The sequence below is a fragment of the Oleidesulfovibrio vietnamensis genome (assembly GCF_055388115.1).
Window position 1 is genome coordinate 2046084 of sequence record NZ_AP042419.1, and the last position, 24807, is coordinate 2070890.

The following is a 24807-nucleotide window of genomic DNA, read 5'->3' on the forward strand; positions in this document are numbered from 1 at the left end:
CGAAGCTGCGTCATCAGTACAAAGCTCTCACGGTGGTATGCGGATAGTATTGCCTGAGAATTGCTTCATAAGCGGCCCCTTTCCGGGCCATGCCTTCCGCACCCCACTGGCTCATCCCCACTCCGTGTCCGTACCCTCTTCCCCTGAAAAGAATTGTCTTACCGCTTATGCCGATACTGCATAGTGTGCTTTTCATCTTTGTGGCACCCACCAGCAATCTGAACGGATTGGAATTCATCTCAATATTGCCACCGTCTGTGGCCATACGCACCCTGAGCACCCTGCCGGAAGCAGAACGCTGCGATACAGCCACACCGCTGACCTGCCTTACGGGGTACCCTCTGCTGCGCAGCAGCATTGCCAATTCACTCAGAGGGAGGCTGCAGCTCCACTGCATATCTTTTATGCTGTTGCTTACAGGGTCTGCCTGCACTCTATAGTACGGCATGTCAACATCCCAGACGGCAGAATCATCTTCCAGCACACCGCCGCTGTGAGAATGATAAAAGGCCAGCGCGATTGCCCCGTTATATACAAGGATGCGTCCTCTTGTGGCTTTGACAGCTTCCGCAGCCTGCCGCCCGCCGGAAATGACGCCTCCGTACACCTGTGATGCAGTTGTTGACCATACGTCATATGGGCGTTCGCTGCTGCGCAAAAGCATGTACAGGGCATGCGTTCGCGCTGCCACTGCCTGAGCACGGAGTGCCTGCGGCCTGAAAGAGTCAGGCATTTCGCACGGAACAACGCCTTCCAGATACCGCTCCAGCGGTAATGTGTTCACTGCCAGCACCTTTCCTTCGCGCACATGAAAGCTCATGCTGCCGGCATAACGGGCATCGCCCATGGCAAAGGTGCCGCCGCGTGCCAGCAGGCTGACGGAAGCCCCCATGGGACGGCCGTTGAGGCATATATCGTCTCCCTGTACTGTTATGCGCAGCTTTCCGGCCATGACTCTGGCTCTTCTGCCTTCATAACCGGCCACCGTGCCGGAAGGAGGAGTGACTATGATTTCAGAGGCATGCTTCAGGGCAACCCTGATATTGGGCTCTCTGCGCGGTATGGGGCGGGGGGTGATTTCCGCAGGAGGAACATCGGCTTTACCGGCAAAGGAATGCTTTTGCAGGCGGGTGAGCATGTGGCGGCTTCCTCCGGCCTTGGGACCGTTGGGAAAACGCTTCAGATAGCCTTCAAAGGCCAGACGGGCAGCGGTGTACTCTCCCCTGTCGTACCGGAGCATGGCCAGATTGTACCATGCCCTTGCAATGACATGAGGCAGACCGCCAAGGGCGATGCCTTTTTCGTAAAGATCGATGGCTCTGTCTTTGCGGTCCAGAAACATGGCGTTGATATCGCCCAGCATGACAAGCGCTTCCGACCTGACGGCCGCTGAGTCACCCAGACGGTAGATGGCGTGCCATAGCTCAAGACTTTCAAGAATTTTGCCCTGCTGATACAGATTGACGGCCTGTGCGCGCAGCGGAGCAGGATCAAAACTTCCCTGAGCGGCTGCTGCCGAAGCTTTGAGCGGCAAAAGGGAGCAGGCAAAAAGCAGAATAACTCCGGACAGCAGAAAACGCAGACAGATGCCCATCAGCCGGTGCTGCCTGCCACAGAGTGTACCAGCCGTTCCATGGCCGCCATATCCGTACCGTCCAGCCAGTGCAGATTCGGTTCTCTGCGGAACCAGGTAAGCTGGCGCTTGGCATATTGCCGTGTGTTGTGCAACCACAGGCGCTTGCATTCATCAAGGCTGACCGCTCCCTTGATATAAGAATACAATTCGGCACAACCGATTCCCGACCAACCGGGAGCGCGGGGATTGTCACATATACCCATGGCGTTCCGGGCTTCATCAAGTGCCCCGGCTGCAAGCATCATTTCGATGCGCTTTGCAAGACGCGGTGTCAGTCCGTCCAGCGTTGCGCTGACCCCTATTTTTACAGCACGATACGGCGACGGAGGAACAGGCTGGGCATGCCACCATGAAAGTGGTCTGCCTGTGGCCTCCTGTACTTCCAGCGCACGCACTATCCTCTGGCTGTCATTGGGGTGAAGCCGCTCTGCTGTCTGCGGGTCCTGCGTTTCAAGCAGCCTGTGCAGTGCCGGCGCCCCGCGGGCTGTACATCTCTCCTGCCATTTCTGCGATACCGTTTCGGGAATGTCGGGTATGGCGGCTATGCCGTCGAGCAGCGCACGCAGATACAGGCCTGTTCCTCCCACAAGCAGAGGAAGCCTGCCGTGTGCGTGCTCTTCTTTGATGATCCGGCGGGCCAGATCAAGAAAAACACCGGCACTCATCTTTTCCTGTATGCCCATGAATCCATACAGATGGTGCGGACAGGATGCCTGCTCCTCAAGCGTAGGCTGGGCAGTGATGACAGGAAAATCTTTGTACACCTGCCGTGAGTCGCAGTTAATTACCGCGCCGTCGAACACGGCGGCAAGATGCAGTGACGCGGCAGTCTTACCCGCGCCGGTAGGGCCGACAATACATACTACAGGAATCACGGAAGCCTCTGACATGCGCACTACCCGTTAAGCGGATAAGGGTAGCCGTATTTTTCACGCAGTCTGCGGTAGACATTGTCCGGAACAAGTCCTTTGATATCTCCGCCCAGACTGGCCGCAGCCTTGATAATGGTGGAACTGATGTAAAGCCACTTATAGTCGGTCATCAGAAAGACTGTCTGGATATGCCGTTTCATTTTGCGGTTCATTAAAGCCAGCTGAAACTCATATTCAAAGTCGGAGACAGCCCTGAGACCGCGCAATATGACCCCCGCACCTCTTCTTTCCGCATAGTCAACCAGCAGGCCGGAAAAAGGTTCCACTGTAATGCTGCCCACGCCTTCCAGCGCTTCCTGAGCCATCTGGACACGCTCATCAATGGTGAAAAGCGGAGTTTTGGGTGTATCATTGGCCACTGCGACCACGATATGATCGAAAATCTGGCAGCCACGTTGTATCAGGCTGGCATGTCCATTAGTCAGCGGATCAAACGTTCCGGGATATATGGCTATTTTTCCGTCAGTTGACCCCATATGAGAATCCTTGTCTGTCCGTAAGTTCTGTTGACCAGAAGTTCAAGACGGCTGTCGACTTCCGGCAGTTCTGATACTGCGGCCTCAGCTTCCGCCACGATCATGGCTTCAGGAGCAAGCCAGCGGTTGCGCAGCAGAGCGGTGGCCGCCGGAGAAACAAAGTTTTTGCCATAAGGCGGGTCGATGAAGACAACATCAAAGGCGCGCGCAGGGGCAACCCTCAGGAACTTGCTCACATCTTCATGAAATACCTGCCAGCGGGCGGCTTCCACTTTCAGCAGCTCCGCATTGCTGCGGATAACCTTGACCGCCGCAGGATTGCTTTCCACAAACCACCCTTCAGCCGCCCCGCGACTTAAGGCTTCAAATCCGCAGCTGCCGCTTCCGGCAAAAAGATCCAGCACCCGGCATTCTGACCAGTGCACTCCCCGTGCCTCCAGCATGGAGAAAAGGGCCTTGCGTACTTTTGCCATGGCTGGCCGGTAACCGGGGCCGACTGTTGTTTTCAGAGTACGTCCGCCGTACTCTCCGCTTATTATTTTCATAGTATTTTTCTGGTTACAGCTCGGAAAGAATACCAAGCATTTCGTTGTTTAATTCAAGCAGACGGTCACGTATTTCAACCTGCTGCGCCCAGTCGGCATGTTCGATGTCGCCTTTGCGGGCGCGCAGCTGCATCATGCGTGCCTCTGTTTCCGAAAGCAGAAAATCCCAGTTAAGCTGCGGCTGATAGCGCTGCGGGTCGCCGGTGGTGACAACAGCCTCCCCCGGTTCCAGCTCTATTTCTTCCAGATATCCCGGACTGTGAACAGACAACTCATATTTCTCTTCCAGTATGGCCTTAAGTGCTTGCTGGGCTTTCTCTTCACCATGCACAAGAAACACTTTCATCTCTTTGGTGGTAAATTTTCCCACCCAGTCCAGTATCTGGCTTTGCCCCGCATGCCCCGAAAAACCGCCTATGGTAAAGACTTTTGCCTGTATGGCAATCTCTTCGCCGAAGAGACGGATACTGCGGGCACCGTCCACAATTCTGCGGCCGGGGGTTCCCACTGCCTGATACCCCACAAAGACAATGCTTGCACCGGGACGCCAGATGTTGTGCCTGAGGTGGTGCTTGATGCGACCGGCGTTGCACATGCCGCTGGCTGAAATGATAACGGCCGGTCCCGTGTAATTGTTGATGGCCTGAGATTCCTGCGTTTTTGTTGTCAGCCGCAGGCTGGGCATGGCAAACGGGTCTTCTCCGGAAAGCAGCAACTTCTGCATTTCTTCATCAAAGAAGCGCGGATGCTTGCGGAATATCTCAGTGGCACGGATGGCAAGAGGGCTATCAAGGAAAATGGGCATATCCACCGGCATACGCCCCTCTTTCTGCAGCAGGAACAGGGTGTACAGGACTTCCTGTGTTCTCTCAACCGCAAAGGCGGGTATGATGACCTTTTCACCCTGCCGGTAGCTGTATGCTATGGCTTCTGCCAGCTCCTGCCTGCTGTTGCTCTCATCTTTATGGTTTCTGTCACCATATGTTGACTCCACAAACAGATAATCCGCTGCGGCAGCAGCTTCGGGGTCGCGCACTATGAGCGAGTTGGGTTTGCCAAGGTCGCCGGAAAAAATCAACCGCGAGCAGCGCCCGTGTTCACAAACTTCAATTTCAAGAAACGCGGAACCCAGAATATGGCCTGCGTCTTTATATGTCACCGTAACCCCTTCCACAGGAGAAAAAGGCCGGTTATACTCTACATTCTCGAAAAATCGTGAAACCCGCGCTGCATCTGCAAAGGTGTACAGCGGGTCTACCGGTTTGCGCCCTTTACGTTTTTGCTTGCGGGTCTGCCATTCCGCTTCCATTTCCTGTATATTGGCGCTGTCCTGCAGCATGATCTCAAGAAGGTCTCTGGTAGGTTCGGTACAATATACCGGCCCCGTAAAACCGTCGCGCACCATGCGCGGCAACAGGCCGGTGTGGTCTATATGAGCGTGAGTTATCAGAAAAAAATCTATCGTTTCAGGCGAGTATACATCTGTCTCGTAGTTTCTTTTTTCTATTTCGTGGTTTCCCTGATGCATGCCGCAATCAACTGCAAAGCGGACACCACCGGATTCGACCACATAACATGAACCAGTGACAGTACGGGCTGCGCCGAGAAATTGAACTTTCATACGAGAACCTCTGGGTTAAAATGGCGTACTGACATATTGAACACAGAGCGGAACGAGCGCAAGTAATTTCAGCCGATTGCGCGGGCTGCAATAACAGACTATAGTCGGCACAACATAAGGAGATAATAATGAGTCAGTCCAAACAATATGTTATAGACACTCTTTCTACCAAGGAATCATGGCGGTTGTTCAAGATAATGGCCGAACTGGTGGACGGGTTTGAGACCCTGAACGACCTTGATAACTGCGTCTCTATTTTCGGTTCTGCGCGGGTTGATCCCTCCAGCCCGCTCTATCAGGAAACGGAAAAACTGGCACGTCTGCTTGTTGAAGAAGGATACGGCGTTATCACCGGCGGCGGGCCCGGTCTGATGGAAGCGGGCAACAAAGGCGCCACCGAAGCGGGCGGCAAGTCTGTGGGGCTGCACATTCATCTGCCGTTTGAACAAAATTCAAATCAGTACATAAAGACACGCTGCGATTTTAAATACTTTTTTGTACGCAAGCTCATGTTCATCAAGTACGCCATGGCCTATGTGGTCATGCCCGGAGGCATAGGTACGCTTGACGAACTGACAGAGGCTTTTGTGCTTACCCAGACCAAGCGGATCAAGGCCTTTCCGATCATTCTGTACAACAGCAGTTACTGGAACGGCCTGCTGGACTGGATTCGGGACAAAATGGTGTCTGAAGGATTTATAAGAGAAGAAGAGCTTGATCTTATTACGGTCAAGGATACACCGGAAGAGGTGCTCGCCTACATCAAGCGACATGTCATTATCTGACAACGGCATGAAGCAGAAGATGCAGATCATTCCTCCTGTGCCTTCCGGCTGGAAAAGCTGGGAGGCACTGATGGAGCTGGCTCTGGAACAGGCTGTGCTGGCGCAGCTGCACGGGGAAGTGCCCGTGGGTGCCGTGGTGGTCGCACCGGACGGAGCATTGCTCGGCTCCGGACGCAACAGGCCCATTGCCACCTGTGACCCCACGGCGCACGCGGAAATCCTTGCCATACGTCAGGCGTGCATCCATACGGGCAACTACCGGCTGGACGATGCCGTACTGGTCGTGACGCTTGAGCCTTGCCACATGTGCACAGGCGCCATCATTCACGCCCGACTTGCAGGAGTGGTTTACGGGGCATCGGACAAGCGTGCCGGAGCGGTGGATTCCTGCCTGGACGGGTTGGAGCTGCCTTTTCACAACCACAGGCCGTGGTATATGAGCGGTGTGTGCGAAGCTGAATGCTCGCGGCTTCTTGCAGAGTTTTTTAAAGAAAAAAGACAGTGACAGGCCGTCTGCCGGTTTTATGCCGCCGGTTTGCTGTTCTGCACAGCGGGTGCAGCGCAGGCGCTTTTGCCGGTGATGTCTGCCTGTGCGCGGCACGGGCTTCGCGATTTTTGTCATTCGCACGCATAAAAACGTGCAGCAAATGCCTCCGCGCTTTTGTTTCCGGTAAGAGCCTGTCAGGTACAGGTGTACTTGATAATTAAAAAAGCCCGCCGTAAGGCGGGCTTTTACAGTCAGGCTCGGAAGCTTATTTGAAGGCCTTTTCAAAGTTGGGCACAACCTGCTTCTTACGGCTCATAACGCCGTCCAGCCATACGGAGCGGCCTTCGGGCTTAACGCCGAAAGCTTTTTCAACCACAACGGTATCATCGGAAACGATCAGCATTTCGCTGCCTTCCTTCATGATGTCCGTGAGCAGCAGGAATACAGAGTGACGGCCGTCGGCCTTCACTTTCTGAATTTCTTCGTACAGGCCGTCCTTGACCGGATCAAGGATGCTCAGGTCGACAACTTCCAGCTGGCCGATGCCAACTTTGCTGCCGTTCATGTCGAAATCTTTGTAGTCACGGAAAACCAGTTCGCTCATGGTGGCGCCTTCAACAGCGGACTTCACCTTGAACATTTCCATGCCCAGAGCCATGACATCGTTCACACCGGCGATCTTGGCAAGTTCTTCCACAGCTTTCTTGTCCTGTTCGGTGCAGGTGACCGACTTGAACATGACGGTGTCGCTGAGGATTGCACACAGCATGCCGCCTGCAATACCCTTGGGCACTTCGATGCCGTAAAAATCGTACATGGCCTTGATCACGGTGCAGGAACAACCCACAGGCCATACCCACATTTCCAGCGGGTTGGAGGTAGTCACGTTGCCAAGCTTGTGGTGGTCGACCACGCCTTTGATTTCTGCATCGGCGATGTCGGCGGGCAGCTGGGCGCCGTCGGTGGTGTCCACCAGAATCAGGTCTTTACCGGCAACGGAAGTTACGACTTCAGGAGCGGCAAGGCCGAATTTTTCCAGAACAAAAGTGCTCTCAGGGGTGCATTCGCCCTGAGCTACAGCGGTGGCTTCCACGCCGCGCTTGGACATAAGGTCGGCGACGGCAAGTGCGGAAACGATGGAGTCGGTATCCGGGTTCATGTGGCCCATTACGAGTACAGCCATGGTGAAATCCTCCATAAATCTTGTTAGGAAAGCGAAGGTTCGCTTAGCGCCAAGTGAGTTTGTGCCAAATAGCACAATCTGGCGCAACTGCCAAGTGGGGCAAGGCGTGCAAACAGAAAAAAAAGCGCAAAAAAAAGCCCCCGGGCTATAACCCGAGGGCATAAAACATGAATAAACAGATTGTTGCAACAAAGAGTGCATACGCGCGGGGTATCCGGACAGCCAGCACGCCCCCCACCGCGCTTACAAACCATAAAGCCGGCCATTCTGCTCCCTGTATGTAGGGAAGATGGCCCAGAAGCGAGCTCAGGCCGGAGATAGTGCCGATAAGCACAAGCAGCGCCGCAAGAAAAAAGCCTGCCTGCAATAACAGAAGCTGCAAAGATGCATTCCAGACCAGCATACCGAACGGAGGCACTTCCTCAATGCCCGAAGCCACACGTCTGGCACCTCCTCTGCCCCACCCCAATGCTTTGTTATAGGCTTTGTCCTGCATCGTCCGGTGCATATATTCCAGCCTGGCGCTTATGAACGCAGCAGGCAGCGAAAGCAGCGCCGGAACGGCCACCTCTTCGGGCGTACGCAATCCGAAGTAGTCTGTTGCCGCGATGGTCAGCAGCAGGCAGCCGACTGCATTGGGGGGAATATATGTGCCGGCAGGAAAAAGGTCGAGCCAGAGGAGTTCGAAGAAGATAGCAAGGCTGAGGCTGAGTTCCCATTCGCCGGTGATTACGGCCCACAGAAAGCCGACACACAGCGGACGCTCAAGAAATCCGATATTTATGCTGAAGCGCGGGAGCGAAAAGAGGGCAAAAAAAAAGCGATGGGGAGACCCCACATGAGGGAGTGAAAAGAAAAAATCATGACCACCCCTTAACCTGAACAGGCGCGTTTGGAACACACCGGAAATCCAGCGCGACGGCTTTGCGCTTGAAAAAGCGCAGACATGCTTCGTCGTCATCGGAAACAGCCACGTGCGGACACAACTGGCGCTTGCCCGGACTGTAATGCAGGTTGCCTATATTCAGTGTGTCAAATTCAAAACCATTTTCAGAACTGCGACGCGCGTCGCCACAGTTGGCAAAAAGTACCAGCGTGTCCGGCAGTGCTATTCCGCGCCGCATAATGATTTCCTGCAACTCATCAATTCTCACAAACGTGATGGACACACGCCCGGGTACTGCCAGAGAGACAATCTGCTGCTGCAGATCATCCGCCGCCAGTTCGTCGTTGACAACCAGCAGATGCCTTGCTCCGGTATAGGGCAGCCACGTTTCTATTATCTGACCATGAACCAGACGATTATCAACCCGCACCCACATATACTCTACTTGCCTCGCGCTTTACGGCGCAGAACCTCGCCGGCCACAACGATGCCGTTGCCGCCGGACTCTTTGGCTTCCAGTGCCAGATTCTGCAACTCCATGGTACGGCTGGAAAAAACTTTAAGCAGCATAGGCAGGTTGATTCCGGTGACAACCTCTATGTCCGCACTGCTGAGCAAAGAAAGGCTGAGGTTTGTGGGCGTGCCGCCGAACATATCGGTGAGCACGATAACCCCTTTGCCTTTATCCAGCTTGCGGACTGCTTCTTTCAGTCGGTCGATTGTTTCTCCCACCTGCAGTGTGCCGTCAACACTCACCGACGTGCAGTCGGTCAGCGGACCGAGAATAAATTCGGCAGCGCGCAGCAACGCAGCACCGTAGTCCGCGTGCGTGACAAGTACAATGCCCACTACGGGCTCTTCCACGGTTGGTTCAGAAGACATATTTTCTGCTTTGCACATTTGGTTATGGTGGAAAAAAATCAGCCCAGATCGATATGCCGGTGTTCCAAGGATACTGCATAATCGGACTTTTTCAAAGCGTCCCGCAATGCTTCGGCTGTGGAAACAGACCGGTGTCTGCCGCCGGTACAGCCGATGGCCAGCGTTATCCGGTAGCGGCCTTCCGCCTCATACTGAGGAAGCAGGAAGAGAAGAAAGTCTAAAAAACGTTTAAAGAAAGTCTTGCCTTGCTCGCAACCCAGAACAAACTGCTGTATTTCAGGGTCTTTACCTGAAAGCGCCTTTAATTTTGCGTCGAAGTACGGATTGGGCAGAAAGCGCAGGTCGAAAACCATGTCGGCGTCGGAAGGGACACCGTATTTGAACCCGAAGGTAATCAGGTTGACGCGCAGACTTCTCAAGCTGCCTCCAAGCGAACTCCATTTTTTTTGTACAATGCGCCGCAGGTCGTGAATGGAGAATTCTGAGGTATCGAGAATAAGGTCTGCACGTTCACGCACCGGAGCCAGCAGATTCCGTTCATGTTCAACGGCGGCCTCTAGCCCCAGGTCGCCGCCTTCCAGAGGATGAGGTCTGCGTGTGGTGGCAAAACGCCGTACCAGAGTATCACTGTCGGCTTCCAGATAGATGATGCGGGGAGAAACCCCCATCTTTTCCAGCCGCATAAGTGCGCCTTCGAATTCATCCAGAAAATCGAACTGGCGCAGGTCCATGCCCAGCACCACGCCGCGGTAGCGCCCCATGGCATCACGTGCAAGATGTTCCAACAGGTCGGCCACTACCCCCACCGGCAGCCCGTCTATGGTAAAAAAGCGCAAGTCCTCGAATACATTGAGCACCGTGCTTTTGCCCGCGCCGGAAAGTCCTGTGACTATAAGAACCGGCAGACTTTCACTCTTTTTCACGGCGCAACCCCTTTTCCTACCTTTTAGACAGAGCGGCACCACCGGCGTCCGCCCCTTTCCGTTACGCCTTCTGCAAAAGCTCCCACAAGGTATCTTCCGAATCTGCCTGAGCAAATTCAGCTCTGAATTCTTTGTCTTTCAGCAGACGCGAAATCTGTGCGAGAATGCGCAGATGCATGCCGGCCACCTGTTCTGGAGCAAGAACAAGAAAGAATACGTTACACAGCTTGTAATCAAGCGCTTCAAAATCAAGCCCTTCAGAACTGCGACCGACCACCAGCACGATGTGGTCAAGCCCCTCCACCTTGCCGTGCGGTATGGCTATGCCGTCACCGATGCCGGTTGTTCCCAGATTTTCACGGTCCTGCAGAATGCGGACCACGGTATTCTGATCCAGTTCCGGATATTTTTGGATGACCGGTTTCACAAGTTCCGCCAGCACCTCAGTTTTGGTGCTGGCGGAAAGCTCATGAATTATGAGGTCTTTATCCAGGTATTCACCCAGTTTCATTTTTTAGAATCCCGGATCGATCAGCCCGAAGTCTCCGTCCTTGCGACGGTAGATGACATTCACGCGGTTGTTCTGCGCGTTTTTGAAAACGAGAAACTCGTAATCCAGCGCCTCAAGCTGCATGGCAGCTTCATCAATATGCATGGGTTTGGGATCAATCTCATCAGTTTCAATGATGGTGCGCTCGCGCACGCCGTCATTGTCTTTGTAATTGAACACATCCATACGCACGCTGTCATCACTGCTGGAACGGCGCCGATCCTTAGTCTTTTCTGCGTGTTTCTTGACCTGTGCTTCCAGCTTATCCAGCACAAGATCAATAGTGGCATACATATCCTCGCTCTGCTCCACTGCAGAGAGATTCAACCCCTCGCCCGTGCATTGTACTTCCGCCTTGTGCCGGAATTTATCAACGCTCAACAGAACCTGTAACTCAAGGTTTTCTGACTTATTCAAAAAGCGTCCGAGCTTTTCAAAACGGCGGTTGGCATACTTTTTCAAGTGATCGGAAGGCTCGAAGTTCTTGAAAGTGAAAGCGATGTTCATAAAAACCTCCAGAGATTCAGTATCAGGCATTTCTGCCGGAAATCCTTTGGCCTAAAATACAGCTTTTCGTTTCGAAGAAGAAGGGATTCCCATAGCTGTACGATACTTCGCCACGGTTCTTCGAGCAATATTGACTTGCAACTTTTCTTTAAGAATTTCTCCGATCTTTTCGTCACTGAGCGGTTCTTTAGGATTTTCTTCAGAAATCAGGTTCTTTATCAGCGCTTTCACACTTTCAGAACCTACCTCTGTTCCGTCGTTTAACGCCAGTGCACTGTTAAAGAAATACTTAAGCTCCACAATACCATGGGGGGTAGCCACATACTTGTTTGTTGTAATACGGCTGACGGTTGATTCGTGCATTCCTATGTCGTCCGCTATATCCTTGAGAATAAGCGGGCGAAGCCGGGATACGCCTTCCTCGAAAAAACCCCTCTGATATTTAATAATGCTCTCAACTACTTTGTACAGGGTTCGCTGCCGTTGATAAAGGCTTTTTATAAGCCACGAGGCGGAGCGCATTTTTTCCTGCACGTAGTCCTTTTCTTTATCAGTGGTGCCCTTGACGCCTTCTTTATAAAATTCACTCAGCTGGAGATGTGGCAGGCCGTCTTCGTTCAGCAGGATGATAAAATCATCCTCGCTTTTATACACGTAGACATCGGGGCTGACATACGCGGGCTGTTCGTTACCGAAGCGGGAGCCCGGCATGGGGTCAAGAGTCTGGATAAGGTCAAGATATTCTTTAAGGTCGTCCATTCCCAGACGATATTTTCTGAGAAGAGGCTTGTACCGTCGTTTTTCCAGGTCTTCCAGATGATCGCGGATCAGCTCGACAAGCACAGGGTCGCGGTCGTATCCAAGCACTTCGACCTGAACCAGAAGGCATTCCTGCGGAGTACGCGCCGCTATGCCCACGGGATCAAGCCGCTGCAGCAGATGCAGCGTTTCTTCCACCTCTGCCGTACCGGCACCGGCCATTTCCGCCACGTTTTCCACCGTCGCCTGCAGATACCCCGCAGGCGAAAGGTTGCCGATTATGACTTCTGCTATGTCCAGCTGTTTTTCCGTGGCGGAAGACAAGCGCAGCTGCCAGCTGAGATGCCCTTCCAGCGTGGGGCTGGATGAAAAACGAGCCTCAAAGGCGGTCATCTCTTCCGGCACTTCCGCGTCGCGTCCGCCTGCCTGTTTGCCGGTACTGGCAAAATCGCCAAGATAGTTTTCCCAGTCGGCATTCTTTACCAATTCCTGACGGAAAGGGTCGGCTTCTTCTGCTCTCGGGGCTCTCTCTTCAGCCTGAGAGACTGGGCGCTCTTCCTGTGTTTCTTCAAGAAACGGGTTTTCCAGCAGTTCCTGCTGAACGGTTTCAACGAGCTCGACGCGTGAAAGCTGCAACAGTTTGATCGCCTGCTGAAGCTGGGGCGTCATCACAAGCTGCTGAGCGAGTTTAAGCTGCTGTCGTAACTCTAAAGCCATTGTTCAACCGAATCCTTAAGATTATAAAAGCTGAATATATTTTGTTTTTATTGCTCAGAGAATATCAAAGCCCTGATACCGGAGACAGCGGAAACGTATATTCCGTTCTGTTATCCAAAAATCATTCCAAAATACATTCCATGACTCTTTTCTGCCACATATATCTGTGTGATGCAACCGGAGCCGGGGGACTTACAGGCAGAAGCCCTCTCCCAGATAGACACTGCGGGCCTTGGGATCGGCCACAATGGCTTCCGGAGTGCCTTCCAGAATGACCCTTCCTTCGTAAACGAGATAAGCCCTGTCGCAGATATTCAATGTTTCACGCACATTATGATCAGAGATCAACACCCCGATACCTTTGTCGCGCAGTTTTTTGATTATTTCCTGAATATCATCCACGGCCAGAGGATCAATGCCGGCAAACGGTTCATCAAGCAGGATGAACTTCGGGGCGCGGATGAGGGCCCGGGCGATTTCCAGCCGCCGCCGTTCACCGCCGGACAGGTGCATGGCGTATGAATCGGCGATGTGGGTGATGCCGAACTCTTCAAGCAGTTCCTGCGCTCTTGCCTGCTGAGCTTTTTTGCTCAATCCCACATGTTCCAGAATCATCTGCAGATTCTGAGTGACAGTGAGTTTTTTAAAAACAGAACTTTCCTGAGGCAGATAGCTCAAACCGATACGGGCGCGTTCATGCAGCGGCCAGTCGGATATGCTCAGGTCATCCAGCTGCACCTCGCCGGCATTGGGCTTTACAATGCCTATGAGCATATAAAATGTCGTGGTCTTGCCCGCGCCGTTGGGGCCCAGCAGGCCGACAATTTCCCCCTGTTTCACATTCAGGGAAACGCCGCAGACCACTTCGCGCGAACCGTATTGCTTGCGCAACCCTGTAGCCTGAATGACCGCCATTTACTTCTTCATCCTTTTGGGGGCGGAAAAAACCGCATTGACGGGCTTACCAGGCGCGCCCAACACTTCACTTCTGTTCTCGTTCACATAAAACCTGATTTCCTGCCCGCCGATACTGTTGCCCTCGTCGCGAAGTACGGGGTCTCCTTCCATCACAAGCAGTCCTTCCGAAACCTTGTAGGTGGCCTTGCGGCATTCTCCCGATTTCGTCAGCTGCTTCATGCGTACATTACCTTCGGCCACCAGCCTGTTGATCTGGCCGGCGTCAATGGCAGGGCCTTCGGCGTCGTTTTGCTTCGCGGCGGCACTGGCGTTCTTGTCCAGATAGACGGAGATGGAGTCCGCCCACAGTTCAAACTCACCGCGCTGCACGTACACATCCTGTTCAAAAATGATCAGCTGGGCGTTGGCGTCATAAGTCATGGTCTTAGATGTGATGGAGGTGGGAATATCCTCTGCCGCGGTGGCGGGGGCGGCCTGCAAAACCAGACAGGCAAGCAGCACCATAATCATGTGGCCTGTTATGCTAATTCTGTTCATGACGTTTTTCTCCTCGGGCTAAGCCGCTGAAGCCGTCTTCAAGGTACAGAACCATGTCAACGCTTCCGCGGGCTTTAATGACGTTAGTGTCCAGCAGCCACAGCACGTCATGCATGGTACCGTTCATGGCGCCGGTTTCAAACCATACCTTTTCGGGCATGGTCAGTTCACGGGAGCTGCCAAGGTAGGTCAGCAGAGATGTTTTAAGCATTTTGTCTGTCTGCACCAGAACCACATCGTCCCACAGACGCATGGACTGGCTGCTCTGCTTTATTTCGCCCCAGCGCGCTTTAACACTCAGGTTGTCGTTTTGTTTTTCAAGAAAATAGACAATGTCGGGCTGCTTGATGCGTACAGTGTCGCCCTGCTGGTCATAAAACGCTTTTTCAGCTTCCAGCGTCCACAGTTCGCGTCCTTTTTCGCCCTGCTTCAGGCGCACACCCGACAGCGCCAGATCGACATTACCTTCCACGGCAGGCTGGGCATCGGTCAGAGAGCGTCGCACTTCACTGACCTGACGTGCCCCCATGGCCGCATACAACAGCAGGCCGGCGAGCAGAATCAGCATACCGGCGACCCAGTACATTCTGCGGCGGGACATCTAGGAAGACCACTCCCTGAGCATGGGAGCCAGTTTGTTCTGGGCATCAAGGATAAAACGTACAGCTTCGCGCACGGCGCCATGGCCTCCCGTGGCGGTGGTGACATATTTGGCCACGGCCTTTACCTCCGGCTGGGCGTTGGCCACTGCCATGGGCAGCCCCACAAGATTGAGCGGGGCCAGATCCACCCAGTCATCGCCCAGAAAAGCGGCCTGCTCCGGTTTGAGAGCATATTTTTCAAGCAATCCCTGCATGACGTCCAGCTTGTGCGTGAAGCCCGCATGGTAGTCCTCTATGCCCAGCCCGCGCACACGCTCGGCCACGGCTTCAGAGTCAAGACCGGTAATCACGGCCACGACAAGCCCTGCTGACTGAGCCATCTTGATTCCCAGCCCGTCCTGCACATTGAAGCGCTTGGCCACCCTGCCGTCACCAAAATAGTACAGACCGCCGTCTGTCAGCACCCCGTCCACATCCAGAACAAGCAGGCGGATGTTGGCGGCCAGCTCTTTAACACGCATAGTCAATACTCCAGATGCTCTTCAGATCTCCTACAAGATCGCTCAGGCGCCCCGCGGGCCAGCTGTTGGGGCCGTCGCACAGCGCCTTGTCGGGGTCGGGATGACATTCCAGAAAAACACCGTTTGCACCTGCTGCCACAGCTGCGCGGGCCAGCGCCGGAACATGCCTTCTGTCTCCTCCGGAGCAGGAACCCTGCCCGCCCGGAAGCTGTACGGAATGGGTGGCATCGAAAATTACAGGAACATTCAGGCTGCGCATGATGGAAAAAGAGCGGAAATCGACCACAAGATTGTTATAGCCGAAACTTGCCCCTCTTTCGGTAAGCATCACGTGACGGTTTCCTGCCGCATGCAGTTTTTCCACCACTGGCCCCATATCCCAAGGCGCCACAAACTGGCCTTTCTTTACATTGACCACGCTGCCGGTGGCGGCAGCCGCCTGCAGCAGGGCTGTCTGCCTGCACAGAAATGCCGGTATTTGCAAAATGTCAGCCACAGCTGCCACAGGTGCGGCCTGAGCAGGTTCATGAATATCGGTAATGACAGGCAGGCCCGTTTCTTCGCGGATGCGGGCCAGCCACTCCAGCCCCGTAGTCATTCCGGGGCCGCGGAAGCTGGAGGCCGATGTACGGTTGGCCTTGTCAAAAGAGCTTTTAAAAATTGCTGTGACAGCATGTCTGTCCGCAGCCTCACGCACAATGCGGGCAGTTTCAAGCGCCAGCTCGTAGCTTTCGAGCACGCAGGGGCCTGCAATGATAAACGGGCCGTCGCACAGGGTTTTATAGAGTTCTGTCGTAGAAAACGTCATGCATCTCCGCCATGGTAAAATCTTGGTGAGGTGGCCGCGGCGCACGGCTTGGGCGCGGCTGTCCGGCAGCATGCCGGAACCGGAAAACCACAGGAAACCTATCCGATTCAAAGCCGGATTGAAAGTCTAAAAAAACGGGGCGCACTGGTGTGCGCCCCGTTTATGGCAGGAGTTCAAGCGTTACCGCTTGCTTTTTACAGCCTGTTTTCCGGCGGCTTTTATAAACTCGCGGAAAAGCGGATGCGGTGTCATGGGGTAGGACTTGAATTCAGGGTGGAACTGACAGCCGAGGAACCAGGGATGATCCTTGATTTCAACCATTTCGACAAGTTCACCATCGGGTGACAGACCACTGAATACCAGCCCGGCCTCTTTGAGCTTGTCAAGATAGGCGTTGTTGAATTCAAAACGGTGACGGTGGCGTTCGTCCACTTTTTCAGCCTGATAGGCAGTGAAGGCATTGGTACCCTTGACCACGGCGCAGGGGTACGATCCCAGACGCATGGTGCCGCCTTTTTCGCTGCCTGAATCACGCCGCTCCACCTGCTTGCTGCGGAAATCAAACCATTCCGTCATCAGGTAGATCACCTTGTCGGGAGTCTGTTCGTCAAACTCTTCGGAGTTGGCGGCGGGCAGTCCGGCTACATTGCGGGCAAATTCGATGACCGCACATTGCATACCCAGACATATGCCGAAGAAAGGCACCTTGTTCACACGGGCATAACGGATGGCCCGGATTTTTCCTTCCACGCCTCGGCTGCCGAAGCCGCCGGGAACCAGAATGCCGTCGAGACCGGCCAGAGATTCCGCCACATTTTCATCGGTGATGAGCTCGGAATTGACGTACTTGAGCTCCACAGCCAGCTTGTTGGCCACACCGCCGTGAATAAGCGCTTCGTGCAGGCTTTTGTATGCTTCCTTAAGATCGACATACTTGCCCACGATACCGATGGTCACCTTGCCCTGCGGGTTAGCGCATGTGTCCACCAGCTCCTGCCATTTGCTCAGGTCAGGATTTTTGGCCGGCAGCTGCAGCATGATGGCGATCTTCTGATCAAAGCCTTCCTCGTAGAAGCTGAGCGGCACTTCATAGATGTTTTTCACGTCAACAGCAGAAAAAACAGCATCTTTTTCCACGTTGCAGAACAGAGCAATCTTGTGCTTGAGGTCATCGGTGACGGCTTTTTCGCAACGGCACAGAATAATGTCGGGCTGAATGCCTATGCTGCGAAGCTCTTTGACGCTGTGCTGGGTAGGCTTGGTTTTGTGTTCGCCGGCGGCGGCCAGATACGGTACCAGCGTCAGGTGGATGTACATGCAGCGGTCACGGCCCAGATCGGAACGAAGCTGCCGGATGGCTTCAAGGAACGGCTGTCCTTCGATGTCACCCACGGTTCCGCCTATTTCCACCAGCGCCACATCAAGGTCGTCGCTGGCCAGATTCATGATCACGCTTTTGATTTCGTCGGTGATATGCGGAATAACCTGAACGGTGCCCCCCAGATAGTCGCCGCGGCGTTCCTTTGTGATCACGCGGTGGTAGATGGAACCGGACGTGTAGTTGTTGCGCTGGTTCATGGGAATGCCGAGGTAGCGCTCGTAATGGCCAAGATCAAGGTCGGTTTCAGCGCCGTCGTCGGTCACATACACTTCGCCGTGCTGAAACGGGTTCATGGTGCCGGGGTCGACATTGATGTAGGGGTCGAGTTTCTGAATGGTGACCTTGAGTCCCCGGGCCTGCAGCAGTGCCCCCACAGATGCGGCAGCCAGCCCTTTGCCCAGCGACGAAAGCACCCCGCCGGTGATAAAGATAAACTTGGTTTTCATGTAACTCCTGCCTCAGCATGATTTGATTCGGAAACGGGAAAAAATCCTGTTTCACACGGTAACAGCTGATTGTATCAAAAACGACACCCCTCGTCAGCCATTGACGCCGACAGGGGCTGCCACTATTATCTGCGGTTCCGAGCAGCAACTGCCCGGATATCTCCGCACGCACAAACGTGTGTTGCTACGGAATGGACATTCCTCTGTCAAGCAAACATTTTCAGGAGCCATGATGACCAAGGTGAATACGCTGGTTATAACCGGCTACGGGACTAACTGCGAAGTTGAATGCGCGCACGCTGCGCGTATTGCAGGAGCCGATGCCGTCGAAATAGCCCATTTTTCCGATCTTGAAACCGGCAGAATCCGCCTTGAGGATTTTAATTTTCTTATTTTCCCCGGCGGCTTTCTTGATGGTGACGATCTGGGAGCGGCTCAGGCAGCAGCGCAGCGCTGGAGACACGCCCAGACCAAGGACGGCACCCCACTGCTGGACCAGCTGAAAAACTTCTTTGACCGCGGCGGGCTGATCATGGGCATCTGCAACGGCTTCCAGTTGCTTGTCAAACTGGGACTGCTGCCCGCTCTCGATTCAATGTATTTCGAACGGCAGGTTTCGCTCAGTCACAACGATTCAGCGCGGTACGAAGACCGCTGGTGCCACCTGAAAGTGAATACGCACAGTCCCTGTGTATTCACTCACGGCCTTACTTCGCTGTATATTCCCGTGCGCCACGGCGAAGGCAAGTTGATTCCCGAAAATGAAGAAACGTTGAAACGACTGGTGGCGGAAAACCTTGTTGTCTTTCAGTACGCCCACCCCGAGACCATGGAAGTAACTCAGGAATACCCATGGAACCCCAACGGTTCCCCTCTCGGCATCGCGGGACTGACCGACCCCACCGGGCGTGTGCTGGGCCTGATGCCGCATCCGGAAGCATTCAACCACGTGACCAACCATCCCGGCTGGACCCGTGGCGAGAGTGACCCGCTGGGTACGGTTTTGTTCGAAAATGCCGTTGCCTACCTGAAAAAACAATAGCACTCAGAGCGGAGCATGAATTCATGCTCCGCTTTTCAGTAATTTTTACGGCGCCGCAGAGGTGATGATGGTACCTTGCCTTATTTGCGGAAAAGACGCTTCCACCGGCTGGCTGCTCGGCCTCTCTCCTTCGCCGGACAGCCTTAAAGTGGCATTATGTGCCGGGCATGACACGGCGGAAAACAGAACGCTGGCCGCTGCTGCCTGGGAAAAGCTGATGCACGGGGAAGTCGTCCGGCTGATACAACTGCATGCTGTTCCTTTCCGGTCGCGGACTCCCTATGTTTTGACGGTGCGCTATGTTGATGGCGGCAGTGAATCCACGCCCTGCGTCGCACATGCCGTTTTTGAAAATATGGCGCTGCAGGTCACTCCGCCGGAAGGTGCGGTCCGGTATTACCTGCTGCGCTATATCAAAAGTTTTGAGACATCAGCCTTTGCCCGCTGACACCGCAGGGACAAGGCTGTTTTTAGTCTGTTACAGAAAAAAGGGCCGGAACGCAGTGCGTTCCGGCCCTTTTATGGTCTGATTCTGTTCAGATTATTTATGTCTGTTATTGCGGATGGCAGTGACAAAGCACCAGCAAGCCCCGCCCCAGGTCAGCCCCAGGCCGACAATCATCATGATTATTGCTTCAATACTCATTAGTTTCCTCCTGCCGGCTTATTGATAAAGCGTTCCGTTGCGGGCTGGTTTTTCAGCCAGAAGGCGATAACCAGAGAAACAGGCAGCAGCGACCAGCCAAGCAGCATCAGGTCTCTGACAGGATACCCGCCGTAGCCGTTCACCAGGTCTCCGTGCAGGTTGGAAAGGATGGAGTATCCGAGCACGGCAACGGTCACATACTTGAGGCACTTTTTCCAGAGGTTGTTCACCGAAAAATCGGAGAGCGAGTTCACATGGGTGCGTATGTCTTCAAGATTCAGCACCCAGCTAAGCAGAATAATTTCGATGATGGCGCCAAACAGCAGAGCCTGACTGTTCACAAAATGGTCGACGATATCAAGAATGAACAGGCCTGCGCCGGTGGTGAACACCACGGTGACCGCAAACCCGCCCAGACAGAAAAACGATACCGTGTCGCGGCGCCGCCAGCCGAATTTGTCAATCAGCGAAGAAACGCAGGCTTCCACGATGGAAATGTGCGAACTCACCCCGGCCATGGCCAGACACAGGAAGAACAGCGTGCCTATGAGTTCCGGCGCAGGCAGCGAATTGATGGCCTTGGGAATGGTAACAAAAGCCAGCCCGACGCCCGCTCCGGCAACGTCTTTGATCGAAGCGCCGGTTTCAAGAGCCATATTGCCCAGCACACTGAAAATAAGAACGCCTGAAAGCAGCGAGAAACCGCAGTTGATGAACACGGTCATGGCTGCGTTGTTGTTTACGTCTTCATCGGGCGGCAGGTAGCTGGAATAGGCCACCATGATTGAAAAGCCCACACTGAGGGAGTAGAAAATCTGCCCGTAGGCGGCGGCCCATACTTTGTAATCAAGCACCTTTGAAAAGTCGGGCTTGAAAAGATAGTTCAGACCGTCAAGAGCCCCGTCCAGCGTTACAACACGGACAATAAGCAGGAGGACCAGCAGGAAAAGCGCGGGAATAAGCACCTTGTTTGCCCGCTCAATGCCTTTTTTAATGCCGGAAACACAGGCAAGCCATGTGATGCCCCAAGCGGCAAGGCAGGAAACAAAGATGGGCCAGCGTATGCCGCCGAATTCAAGGGGAGAACTGGTGAGGCCGAGGAATTCACCGAAAAAGAACCCCTTGGGATCGTCGCCCCACGAAAGGTCGAGCGAAAAGGTGACATAGTTCAGCGTCCAGCCGATGACGGCAATGTAATAGGTTGCAATGATGGCCGCCACCATCACCTGCAGCCAGCCGACCCATTCCCATTTGGGATTCAGGCGGGCAAAAAGCCGCGGGGCTGAGCTGCGGTACTTCTGCCCTACGCCGAACTCCAGAATCATAAACGGAATACCGGCGGTAAGCAGGGCAAAAATATAAGGAATAAGAAACGCCCCGCCGCCGTTATCATATGCTACATACGGAAAACGCCAAATGTTACCCAGTCCGATGGCGGACCCCACAGCGGCCAGAATAAAACCGGCCCGCGAGCCCCATTGTTCACGCTTGCTCATTGCTCTTCCTAAAGCGTTTGCAGAATACGGCATGTCGATCCGCTATTCTGATTGATGTGAAACCTCTGACTTCACTGTTTTGTATAAAACCTGTGAAACTGGCCCTGAACAGACAATTCTCCCCCGTCAGGAGAATTATGATGCCGCATGACAACACGTTATCTGCGGCAGAAGACGCGTGTACATCTCCATCTTTTCAGAGCGGAGAAGCACTTTTACGTTCCGTGTGCAAAAATGTCTATCCCAAACCCGCCTCTCCTGCGGGAGAAAGACTTTTTTGCACTTTTGCAAACTTTTCCTTCTGATTCGGGCAAGGCACTGTTCCTGCCGTGCCTCACTGTCCGGTTCAGGCATCCGACATTGACAAACCACAGCCACAGTGCGAGAGAACTCACCAGAAAAGAACGATTTTCATTACTTCAATAAAGGAGCTGAACGTGCATCCCGAATCAGTCAAAGAGCTGGAAACCCTGCTTGCGGCATGGGAAGACAGCAACGGAACCCGTAAAGCTTTCGAACTGTTCAAGCATCATCTGGAATCCTTTGAAGGGGTCACCTTCGACTTTAAAGCGCGCCCCGGCATCAGCTACTCACTGCGGGCTGCGCACCCCAGCCAGAAAAACCGTAAACTGTTCACGCTGGTTGACGTCATTGACGACGATCCGGCAGCCCGCTGGCTCTCCGTATGTTTTTACGAAGACATGATCACCGATCCGGACGAGCGCGGCGACTTTGTGCCCGGCGGCCTGCTGGGCGAAGACGCGCACTGCCTTGATCTGGACGAATGGGATGACGAACACGTCGATTACATCAAAAAACGGCTTACAGAGGCTGCCACATCAGCTTCAGCCTGACCGGAAAAGACACCGATACAAAAAAAGCCCCGCACGCGGGGCTTTTTTTGATTGAACGGCCGCCGCAGGCAAAGGCATCCTGTCTCACCTGCGGCTGAAAAAATCAGTTTTACATAAAATCAGGATCGATGGACGCTTTTCCGTTATCTAGAATGACTTTTAGAAAGCTTAGCGTCCGTGCATCCACAGGAACAACGGGGAACGTGTTGAGACAGCTGTCGCATTTAGCCACGGTCGGTTTCACCGGATTAAGCATGGGAATTTTATGCTCGCAGAACGGGCACGGATAAAAAAGCAGCAGCTCAAGCGCCACAGGCTTTACTGGAGCCACTGGCTTACGTGTTCTGGTACTCATACAGATTCCTTTACAAGCAGGCTCTGTCCGGTCATGGCTTCGGGCCGGTGCAGCCCCAGTATATCAATAATTGTCGGTGCGACATCCCCCAGTTTGCCTTCCGGCACAAGGCGCCATGCGGCCGGTGCACCCAGCAGAGCCACAGGCACGGGATTCATGCTGTGCGCAGTATGGGGGTTGCCCTGTGCATCCAGCAGCTGCTCAGCGTTGCCGTGGTCGGCGGTAACCATAACCACGCCGCCCCTCTCTACAAACGCGTCTATAATTCTGCCGGTGCAGGCGTCAACGGCCTCGCAGGCTTTTACAGCGGCGGAAAACACTCCGGTGTGTCCCACCATGTCAAGATTGGCAAGGTTGCACACAATGAGACCGTACCCTTTGTCCAGAGCGGCAAGCAGCGAATCCGTCACCTCATAGACGCTCATTTCGGGTTTGAGATCGTATGTGGCAACATCGCGGGGCGAGGGAACAAGCAGACGGTCTTCACCCGTAAAAGGCTCTTCGCGTCCGCAGTTGAAAAAATACGTCACATGGGCATATTTTTCTGTTTCGGCAATTCTGAACTGGCTGATACCGGCCAGAGAGACAATTTCACCCAGAGTGCCCTCAAGGGGGTCTTTGTCAAAAGCCACCGGCACATCAAATGACGCGTCGTAGGATGTCATGGTGGCGAAGCGGGCAAGAACAGGTACCCGCCCTCTGTCAAAAGCATCAAACGAGGGGTCAATAAAGCAGCGGGTGAGCTGTCTGGCCCGGTCTGCCCGGAAATTGTAAAAAAATATACCGTCACCATCGGCAATACCGGAGGCAGAGCCGACAATCACGGGTTTTATGAATTCATCGGTCTGGCCTGCGGCATACGCGTTTTCAACAGCTTGGGCAGCACTGTCCGCAAATTCGCCCTGCCCGTGGACAAGAGCATTCCATGCGGTTTCATTACGTTCCCAATGACGGTCTCTGTCCATGGCATAGTACCGGCCGGTGACACTGGCAATACGGCCGTGCCCCAGTCTGACGAGTACCTCTTCAAGGTCATTGATGAACTGCAGGCCGCTTTTAGGAGCGGTATCCCTTCCATCCATAAATGCGTGGATGCACACAGGCACACAGGCATCGCGGGCGGCTTCCACAAGCGCATAAAGATGACGGACGTGACTGTGCACCCCGCCGTCGGATACAAGCCCGAGCAGGTGCAGTGTTCCGCCGGAGCTTTTCAACGCGTCGAACATGTCTGCAATTGCCGGACGGGCCGACAGCTGCCGCTCCTCCACCGCGATATCAATGCGGGTCATGTCCTGATAAACAATTCTTCCGGCACCAAGATTCATATGCCCCACTTCGGAATTGCCCATAAATCCGTCGGGCAAACCTACAGATCTGCCGGAACATTGCAGGCGGCTGCGGCACGGTGCAGCCATAAGGCTGTCCAGCACGGGAGTACGGGCTGCCGACACTGCGTTTCCCTTGCCGGCGGGGGCAATTCCCCACCCGTCAAGAATGAGCAGCAGAACAGGATTCAGCGGGCCGGAAGATGACATTATTCTTCTCCTGTCCGGTTCCGGACGGCCTCCACCTGCGGAGCGTCTGCCCAGAGCCCTTCAAGATTATACAGTTCGCGTGAATCGGGCTGAAAGATATTCACCACGACATCGTTCATATCGAGCAGAATCCATTTTCCGGCCTGATAGCCTTCCACACGCAGGAACTCGAAATTATTCTGCTTGCAAAAATCAAGCATGTAGTCGGCCAAAGCCTGTCCCTGACGCACGGAGCCGGCAGTACCCACAATCATAAAATCGGTAAAGCCGCTGATTCCGCGCAGATCAAATACAAGCAGGTCACGCGCTTTTTTGTCATTGAGCAGCGCGGCAAGGCGCTGGGCTTTTTCATGCCCGTCAGCAAGGGAGAACTTCTTTTCTTTCTTGGTAACCATATATATCAGATGTTCCTCAGGTTATTTGCAAATTGTCCTTCAGGCTCCGTGGTTCACAACTTGAACCGGCCGCCCTCCGGAGTGTTGCGTAATACTGCATTTGGCTGCAACGTGCAAATGATTATGGGACACCGTGCTCATGCGGGCGTGGCCATATCAGTGTGCGCTCAAGCGCTGGCAATATTCGGCATCGTTCCGGCCCCTTTTTTTGTTGTTTCTGCCTACGGCGTGCTCACGGCACGCACCCCAGCTTCAGACTTCGTTATTCCTGCTCTGTTTACTTCCTCACATGTGATGTTTACAATATCGCCTTCCGCGGGTTGCCGCCTCCGGAATCGAGATAAAAAGCGGCCTGCTGCGGTCCCATTCTCTTTTCCGT

At 54.0% G+C, this 24807-nt stretch carries 29 protein-coding genes; 5 read left to right on the forward strand and 24 right to left on the reverse strand.

Annotation, left to right across the window (positions count from 1 at the left end):
- Nucleotides 1–13: 13 nt before the first annotated feature.
- From ACZ5D1_RS09280 to ACZ5D1_RS09300, 5 genes are read right to left on the reverse strand one after another with little or no spacing between them, the layout of a single operon-like run.
- A complete protein-coding gene (locus tag ACZ5D1_RS09280) occupies nucleotides 14–1594 on the reverse strand; it encodes a SpoIID/LytB domain-containing protein (RefSeq protein WP_464554682.1) in 1581 nt (526 codons plus the stop codon).
- Nucleotides 1594–2526, reverse strand: a complete 933-nt coding sequence (gene miaA, locus ACZ5D1_RS09285; RefSeq protein ID WP_464554684.1) for a tRNA (adenosine(37)-N6)-dimethylallyltransferase MiaA — start codon at nucleotides 2524–2526, stop codon at nucleotides 1594–1596. The genes ACZ5D1_RS09280 and miaA overlap by 1 nt, the downstream gene beginning before the upstream one ends.
- A 5-nt stretch (nucleotides 2527–2531) precedes the next feature.
- Nucleotides 2532–3044, reverse strand: a complete 513-nt coding sequence (gene coaD, locus ACZ5D1_RS09290; RefSeq protein ID WP_011367710.1) for a pantetheine-phosphate adenylyltransferase — start codon at nucleotides 3042–3044, stop codon at nucleotides 2532–2534.
- A complete protein-coding gene (gene rsmD, locus ACZ5D1_RS09295) occupies nucleotides 3020–3589 on the reverse strand; it encodes a 16S rRNA (guanine(966)-N(2))-methyltransferase RsmD (protein ID WP_011367709.1) in 570 nt (189 codons plus the stop codon). The genes coaD and rsmD overlap by 25 nt, the downstream gene beginning before the upstream one ends.
- Nucleotides 3590–3602: 13 nt before the next feature.
- Nucleotides 3603–5210, reverse strand: a complete 1608-nt coding sequence (locus tag ACZ5D1_RS09300) for an MBL fold metallo-hydrolase RNA specificity domain-containing protein (RefSeq protein ID WP_464554685.1) — start codon at nucleotides 5208–5210, stop codon at nucleotides 3603–3605.
- Between the two features lie 128 nt (nucleotides 5211–5338).
- On the opposite strand from ACZ5D1_RS09300, the gene ACZ5D1_RS09305 reads away from it, so the two are divergent.
- Together ACZ5D1_RS09305 and tadA are read left to right on the forward strand one after the other, a co-directional pair.
- On the forward strand, nucleotides 5339–5995 hold the full coding sequence (locus ACZ5D1_RS09305; RefSeq protein WP_011367707.1) for an LOG family protein: 657 nt from the start codon (nucleotides 5339–5341) through the stop codon (nucleotides 5993–5995).
- A gap of 7 nt (nucleotides 5996–6002) precedes the next feature.
- On the forward strand, nucleotides 6003–6500 hold the full coding sequence (gene tadA, locus ACZ5D1_RS09310; protein ID WP_464554686.1) for a tRNA adenosine(34) deaminase TadA: 498 nt from the start codon (nucleotides 6003–6005) through the stop codon (nucleotides 6498–6500).
- A gap of 247 nt (nucleotides 6501–6747) precedes the next feature.
- Here the strand turns inward: tadA and ACZ5D1_RS09315 are convergent, their stop codons facing one another.
- The 14 genes from ACZ5D1_RS09315 to ACZ5D1_RS09380 all read right to left on the reverse strand — a co-directional run bounded on the left by ACZ5D1_RS09315 (nucleotide 6748) and on the right by ACZ5D1_RS09380 (nucleotide 18102).
- Nucleotides 6748–7665: a manganese-dependent inorganic pyrophosphatase gene (locus tag ACZ5D1_RS09315; protein WP_464554688.1), complete on the reverse strand. Its 918-nt coding sequence runs from the start codon at nucleotides 7663–7665 to the stop codon at nucleotides 6748–6750.
- A gap of 145 nt (nucleotides 7666–7810) precedes the next feature.
- A complete protein-coding gene (locus tag ACZ5D1_RS09320) occupies nucleotides 7811–8566 on the reverse strand; it encodes a PTS sugar transporter subunit IIC (protein ID WP_464554689.1) in 756 nt (251 codons plus the stop codon).
- Nucleotides 8526–8987, reverse strand: coding sequence for a PTS sugar transporter subunit IIB (locus tag ACZ5D1_RS09325; protein WP_464554690.1), 462 nt, complete (start codon nucleotides 8985–8987; stop codon nucleotides 8526–8528). The genes ACZ5D1_RS09320 and ACZ5D1_RS09325 overlap by 41 nt, the downstream gene beginning before the upstream one ends.
- A gap of 5 nt (nucleotides 8988–8992) precedes the next feature.
- Nucleotides 8993–9433 carry a PTS sugar transporter subunit IIA gene (locus tag ACZ5D1_RS09330; protein WP_011367702.1) on the reverse strand — a complete coding sequence of 147 codons (441 nt, stop codon included), beginning with the start codon at nucleotides 9431–9433 and terminating at the stop codon, nucleotides 8993–8995.
- A gap of 38 nt (nucleotides 9434–9471) precedes the next feature.
- Nucleotides 9472–10356, reverse strand: a complete 885-nt coding sequence (rapZ, locus tag ACZ5D1_RS09335) for an RNase adapter RapZ (protein ID WP_011367701.1) — start codon at nucleotides 10354–10356, stop codon at nucleotides 9472–9474.
- Nucleotides 10357–10417: 61 nt separating this feature from the next.
- A complete protein-coding gene (locus tag ACZ5D1_RS09340; protein ID WP_011367700.1) occupies nucleotides 10418–10867 on the reverse strand; it encodes a PTS sugar transporter subunit IIA in 450 nt (149 codons plus the stop codon).
- A gap of 3 nt (nucleotides 10868–10870) precedes the next feature.
- Nucleotides 10871–11413, reverse strand: a complete 543-nt coding sequence (gene hpf, locus ACZ5D1_RS09345) for a ribosome hibernation-promoting factor, HPF/YfiA family (RefSeq protein WP_027181988.1) — start codon at nucleotides 11411–11413, stop codon at nucleotides 10871–10873.
- 51 nt (nucleotides 11414–11464) lie between these two features.
- Nucleotides 11465–12889 carry an RNA polymerase factor sigma-54 gene (rpoN, locus tag ACZ5D1_RS09350; RefSeq protein WP_011367698.1) on the reverse strand — a complete coding sequence of 475 codons (1425 nt, stop codon included), beginning with the start codon at nucleotides 12887–12889 and terminating at the stop codon, nucleotides 11465–11467.
- 192 nt (nucleotides 12890–13081) lie between these two features.
- The gene (gene lptB, locus ACZ5D1_RS09355) at nucleotides 13082–13804 is read right to left on the reverse strand and encodes an LPS export ABC transporter ATP-binding protein (protein WP_011367697.1); all 723 of its coding nucleotides are present in this window, start codon (nucleotides 13802–13804) and stop codon (nucleotides 13082–13084) included.
- Nucleotides 13805–14344: an LptA/OstA family protein gene (locus tag ACZ5D1_RS09360; RefSeq protein WP_011367696.1), complete on the reverse strand. Its 540-nt coding sequence runs from the start codon at nucleotides 14342–14344 to the stop codon at nucleotides 13805–13807.
- Nucleotides 14331–14945, reverse strand: coding sequence for an LPS export ABC transporter periplasmic protein LptC (gene lptC / locus ACZ5D1_RS09365; protein WP_455697209.1), 615 nt, complete (start codon nucleotides 14943–14945; stop codon nucleotides 14331–14333). The genes ACZ5D1_RS09360 and lptC overlap by 14 nt, the downstream gene beginning before the upstream one ends.
- Nucleotides 14946–15467 (reverse strand): KdsC family phosphatase, encoded by a 522-nt coding sequence (locus ACZ5D1_RS09370; RefSeq protein ID WP_011367694.1) that lies wholly within the window; start codon nucleotides 15465–15467, stop codon nucleotides 14946–14948.
- Nucleotides 15457–16275, reverse strand: coding sequence for a 3-deoxy-8-phosphooctulonate synthase (gene kdsA / locus ACZ5D1_RS09375; RefSeq protein ID WP_011367693.1), 819 nt, complete (start codon nucleotides 16273–16275; stop codon nucleotides 15457–15459). The genes ACZ5D1_RS09370 and kdsA overlap by 11 nt, the downstream gene beginning before the upstream one ends.
- Before the next feature lie 180 nt (nucleotides 16276–16455).
- The gene (locus tag ACZ5D1_RS09380) at nucleotides 16456–18102 is read right to left on the reverse strand and encodes a CTP synthase (protein ID WP_464554693.1); all 1647 of its coding nucleotides are present in this window, start codon (nucleotides 18100–18102) and stop codon (nucleotides 16456–16458) included.
- A 232-nt stretch (nucleotides 18103–18334) separates the two neighbouring features.
- Here ACZ5D1_RS09380 and ACZ5D1_RS09385 point away from each other — a divergent pair, with 232 nt between their 5' ends.
- Both ACZ5D1_RS09385 and ACZ5D1_RS09390 read left to right on the forward strand, forming a co-directional pair.
- Nucleotides 18335–19144, forward strand: a complete 810-nt coding sequence (locus tag ACZ5D1_RS09385) for a phosphoribosylformylglycinamidine synthase subunit PurQ (RefSeq protein ID WP_011367691.1) — start codon at nucleotides 18335–18337, stop codon at nucleotides 19142–19144.
- Between the two features lie 64 nt (nucleotides 19145–19208).
- Nucleotides 19209–19592 (forward strand): hypothetical protein, encoded by a 384-nt coding sequence (locus ACZ5D1_RS09390; RefSeq protein WP_464554694.1) that lies wholly within the window; start codon nucleotides 19209–19211, stop codon nucleotides 19590–19592.
- 93 nt (nucleotides 19593–19685) lie between these two features.
- On the opposite strand, the gene ACZ5D1_RS09395 is transcribed toward ACZ5D1_RS09390, so the two are convergent.
- Nucleotides 19686–19790, reverse strand: coding sequence for a MetS family NSS transporter small subunit (locus ACZ5D1_RS09395; RefSeq protein ID WP_011367689.1), 105 nt, complete (start codon nucleotides 19788–19790; stop codon nucleotides 19686–19688).
- Nucleotides 19790–21286, reverse strand: a complete 1497-nt coding sequence (locus tag ACZ5D1_RS09400) for a sodium-dependent transporter (RefSeq protein ID WP_011367688.1) — start codon at nucleotides 21284–21286, stop codon at nucleotides 19790–19792. The genes ACZ5D1_RS09395 and ACZ5D1_RS09400 overlap by 1 nt, the downstream gene beginning before the upstream one ends.
- A 437-nt stretch (nucleotides 21287–21723) precedes the next feature.
- Between ACZ5D1_RS09400 and ACZ5D1_RS09405 the strand changes: the two genes are divergently transcribed.
- Nucleotides 21724–22140, forward strand: coding sequence for a hypothetical protein (locus tag ACZ5D1_RS09405; RefSeq protein WP_011367687.1), 417 nt, complete (start codon nucleotides 21724–21726; stop codon nucleotides 22138–22140).
- A 109-nt stretch (nucleotides 22141–22249) separates the two neighbouring features.
- Here ACZ5D1_RS09405 and ACZ5D1_RS09410 read toward each other — a convergent pair whose 3' ends face one another.
- From ACZ5D1_RS09410 to rsfS, 3 genes are read right to left on the reverse strand one after another with little or no spacing between them, the layout of a single operon-like run.
- A complete protein-coding gene (locus ACZ5D1_RS09410; protein ID WP_011367686.1) occupies nucleotides 22250–22495 on the reverse strand; it encodes a hypothetical protein in 246 nt (81 codons plus the stop codon).
- Nucleotides 22492–24033 (reverse strand): 2,3-bisphosphoglycerate-independent phosphoglycerate mutase, encoded by a 1542-nt coding sequence (gene gpmI / locus ACZ5D1_RS09415; RefSeq protein WP_464554696.1) that lies wholly within the window; start codon nucleotides 24031–24033, stop codon nucleotides 22492–22494. The genes ACZ5D1_RS09410 and gpmI overlap by 4 nt, the downstream gene beginning before the upstream one ends.
- Nucleotides 24033–24428: a ribosome silencing factor gene (gene rsfS, locus ACZ5D1_RS09420; protein WP_011367684.1), complete on the reverse strand. Its 396-nt coding sequence runs from the start codon at nucleotides 24426–24428 to the stop codon at nucleotides 24033–24035. The genes gpmI and rsfS overlap by 1 nt, the downstream gene beginning before the upstream one ends.
- Nucleotides 24429–24807 lie beyond the last annotated feature (379 nt).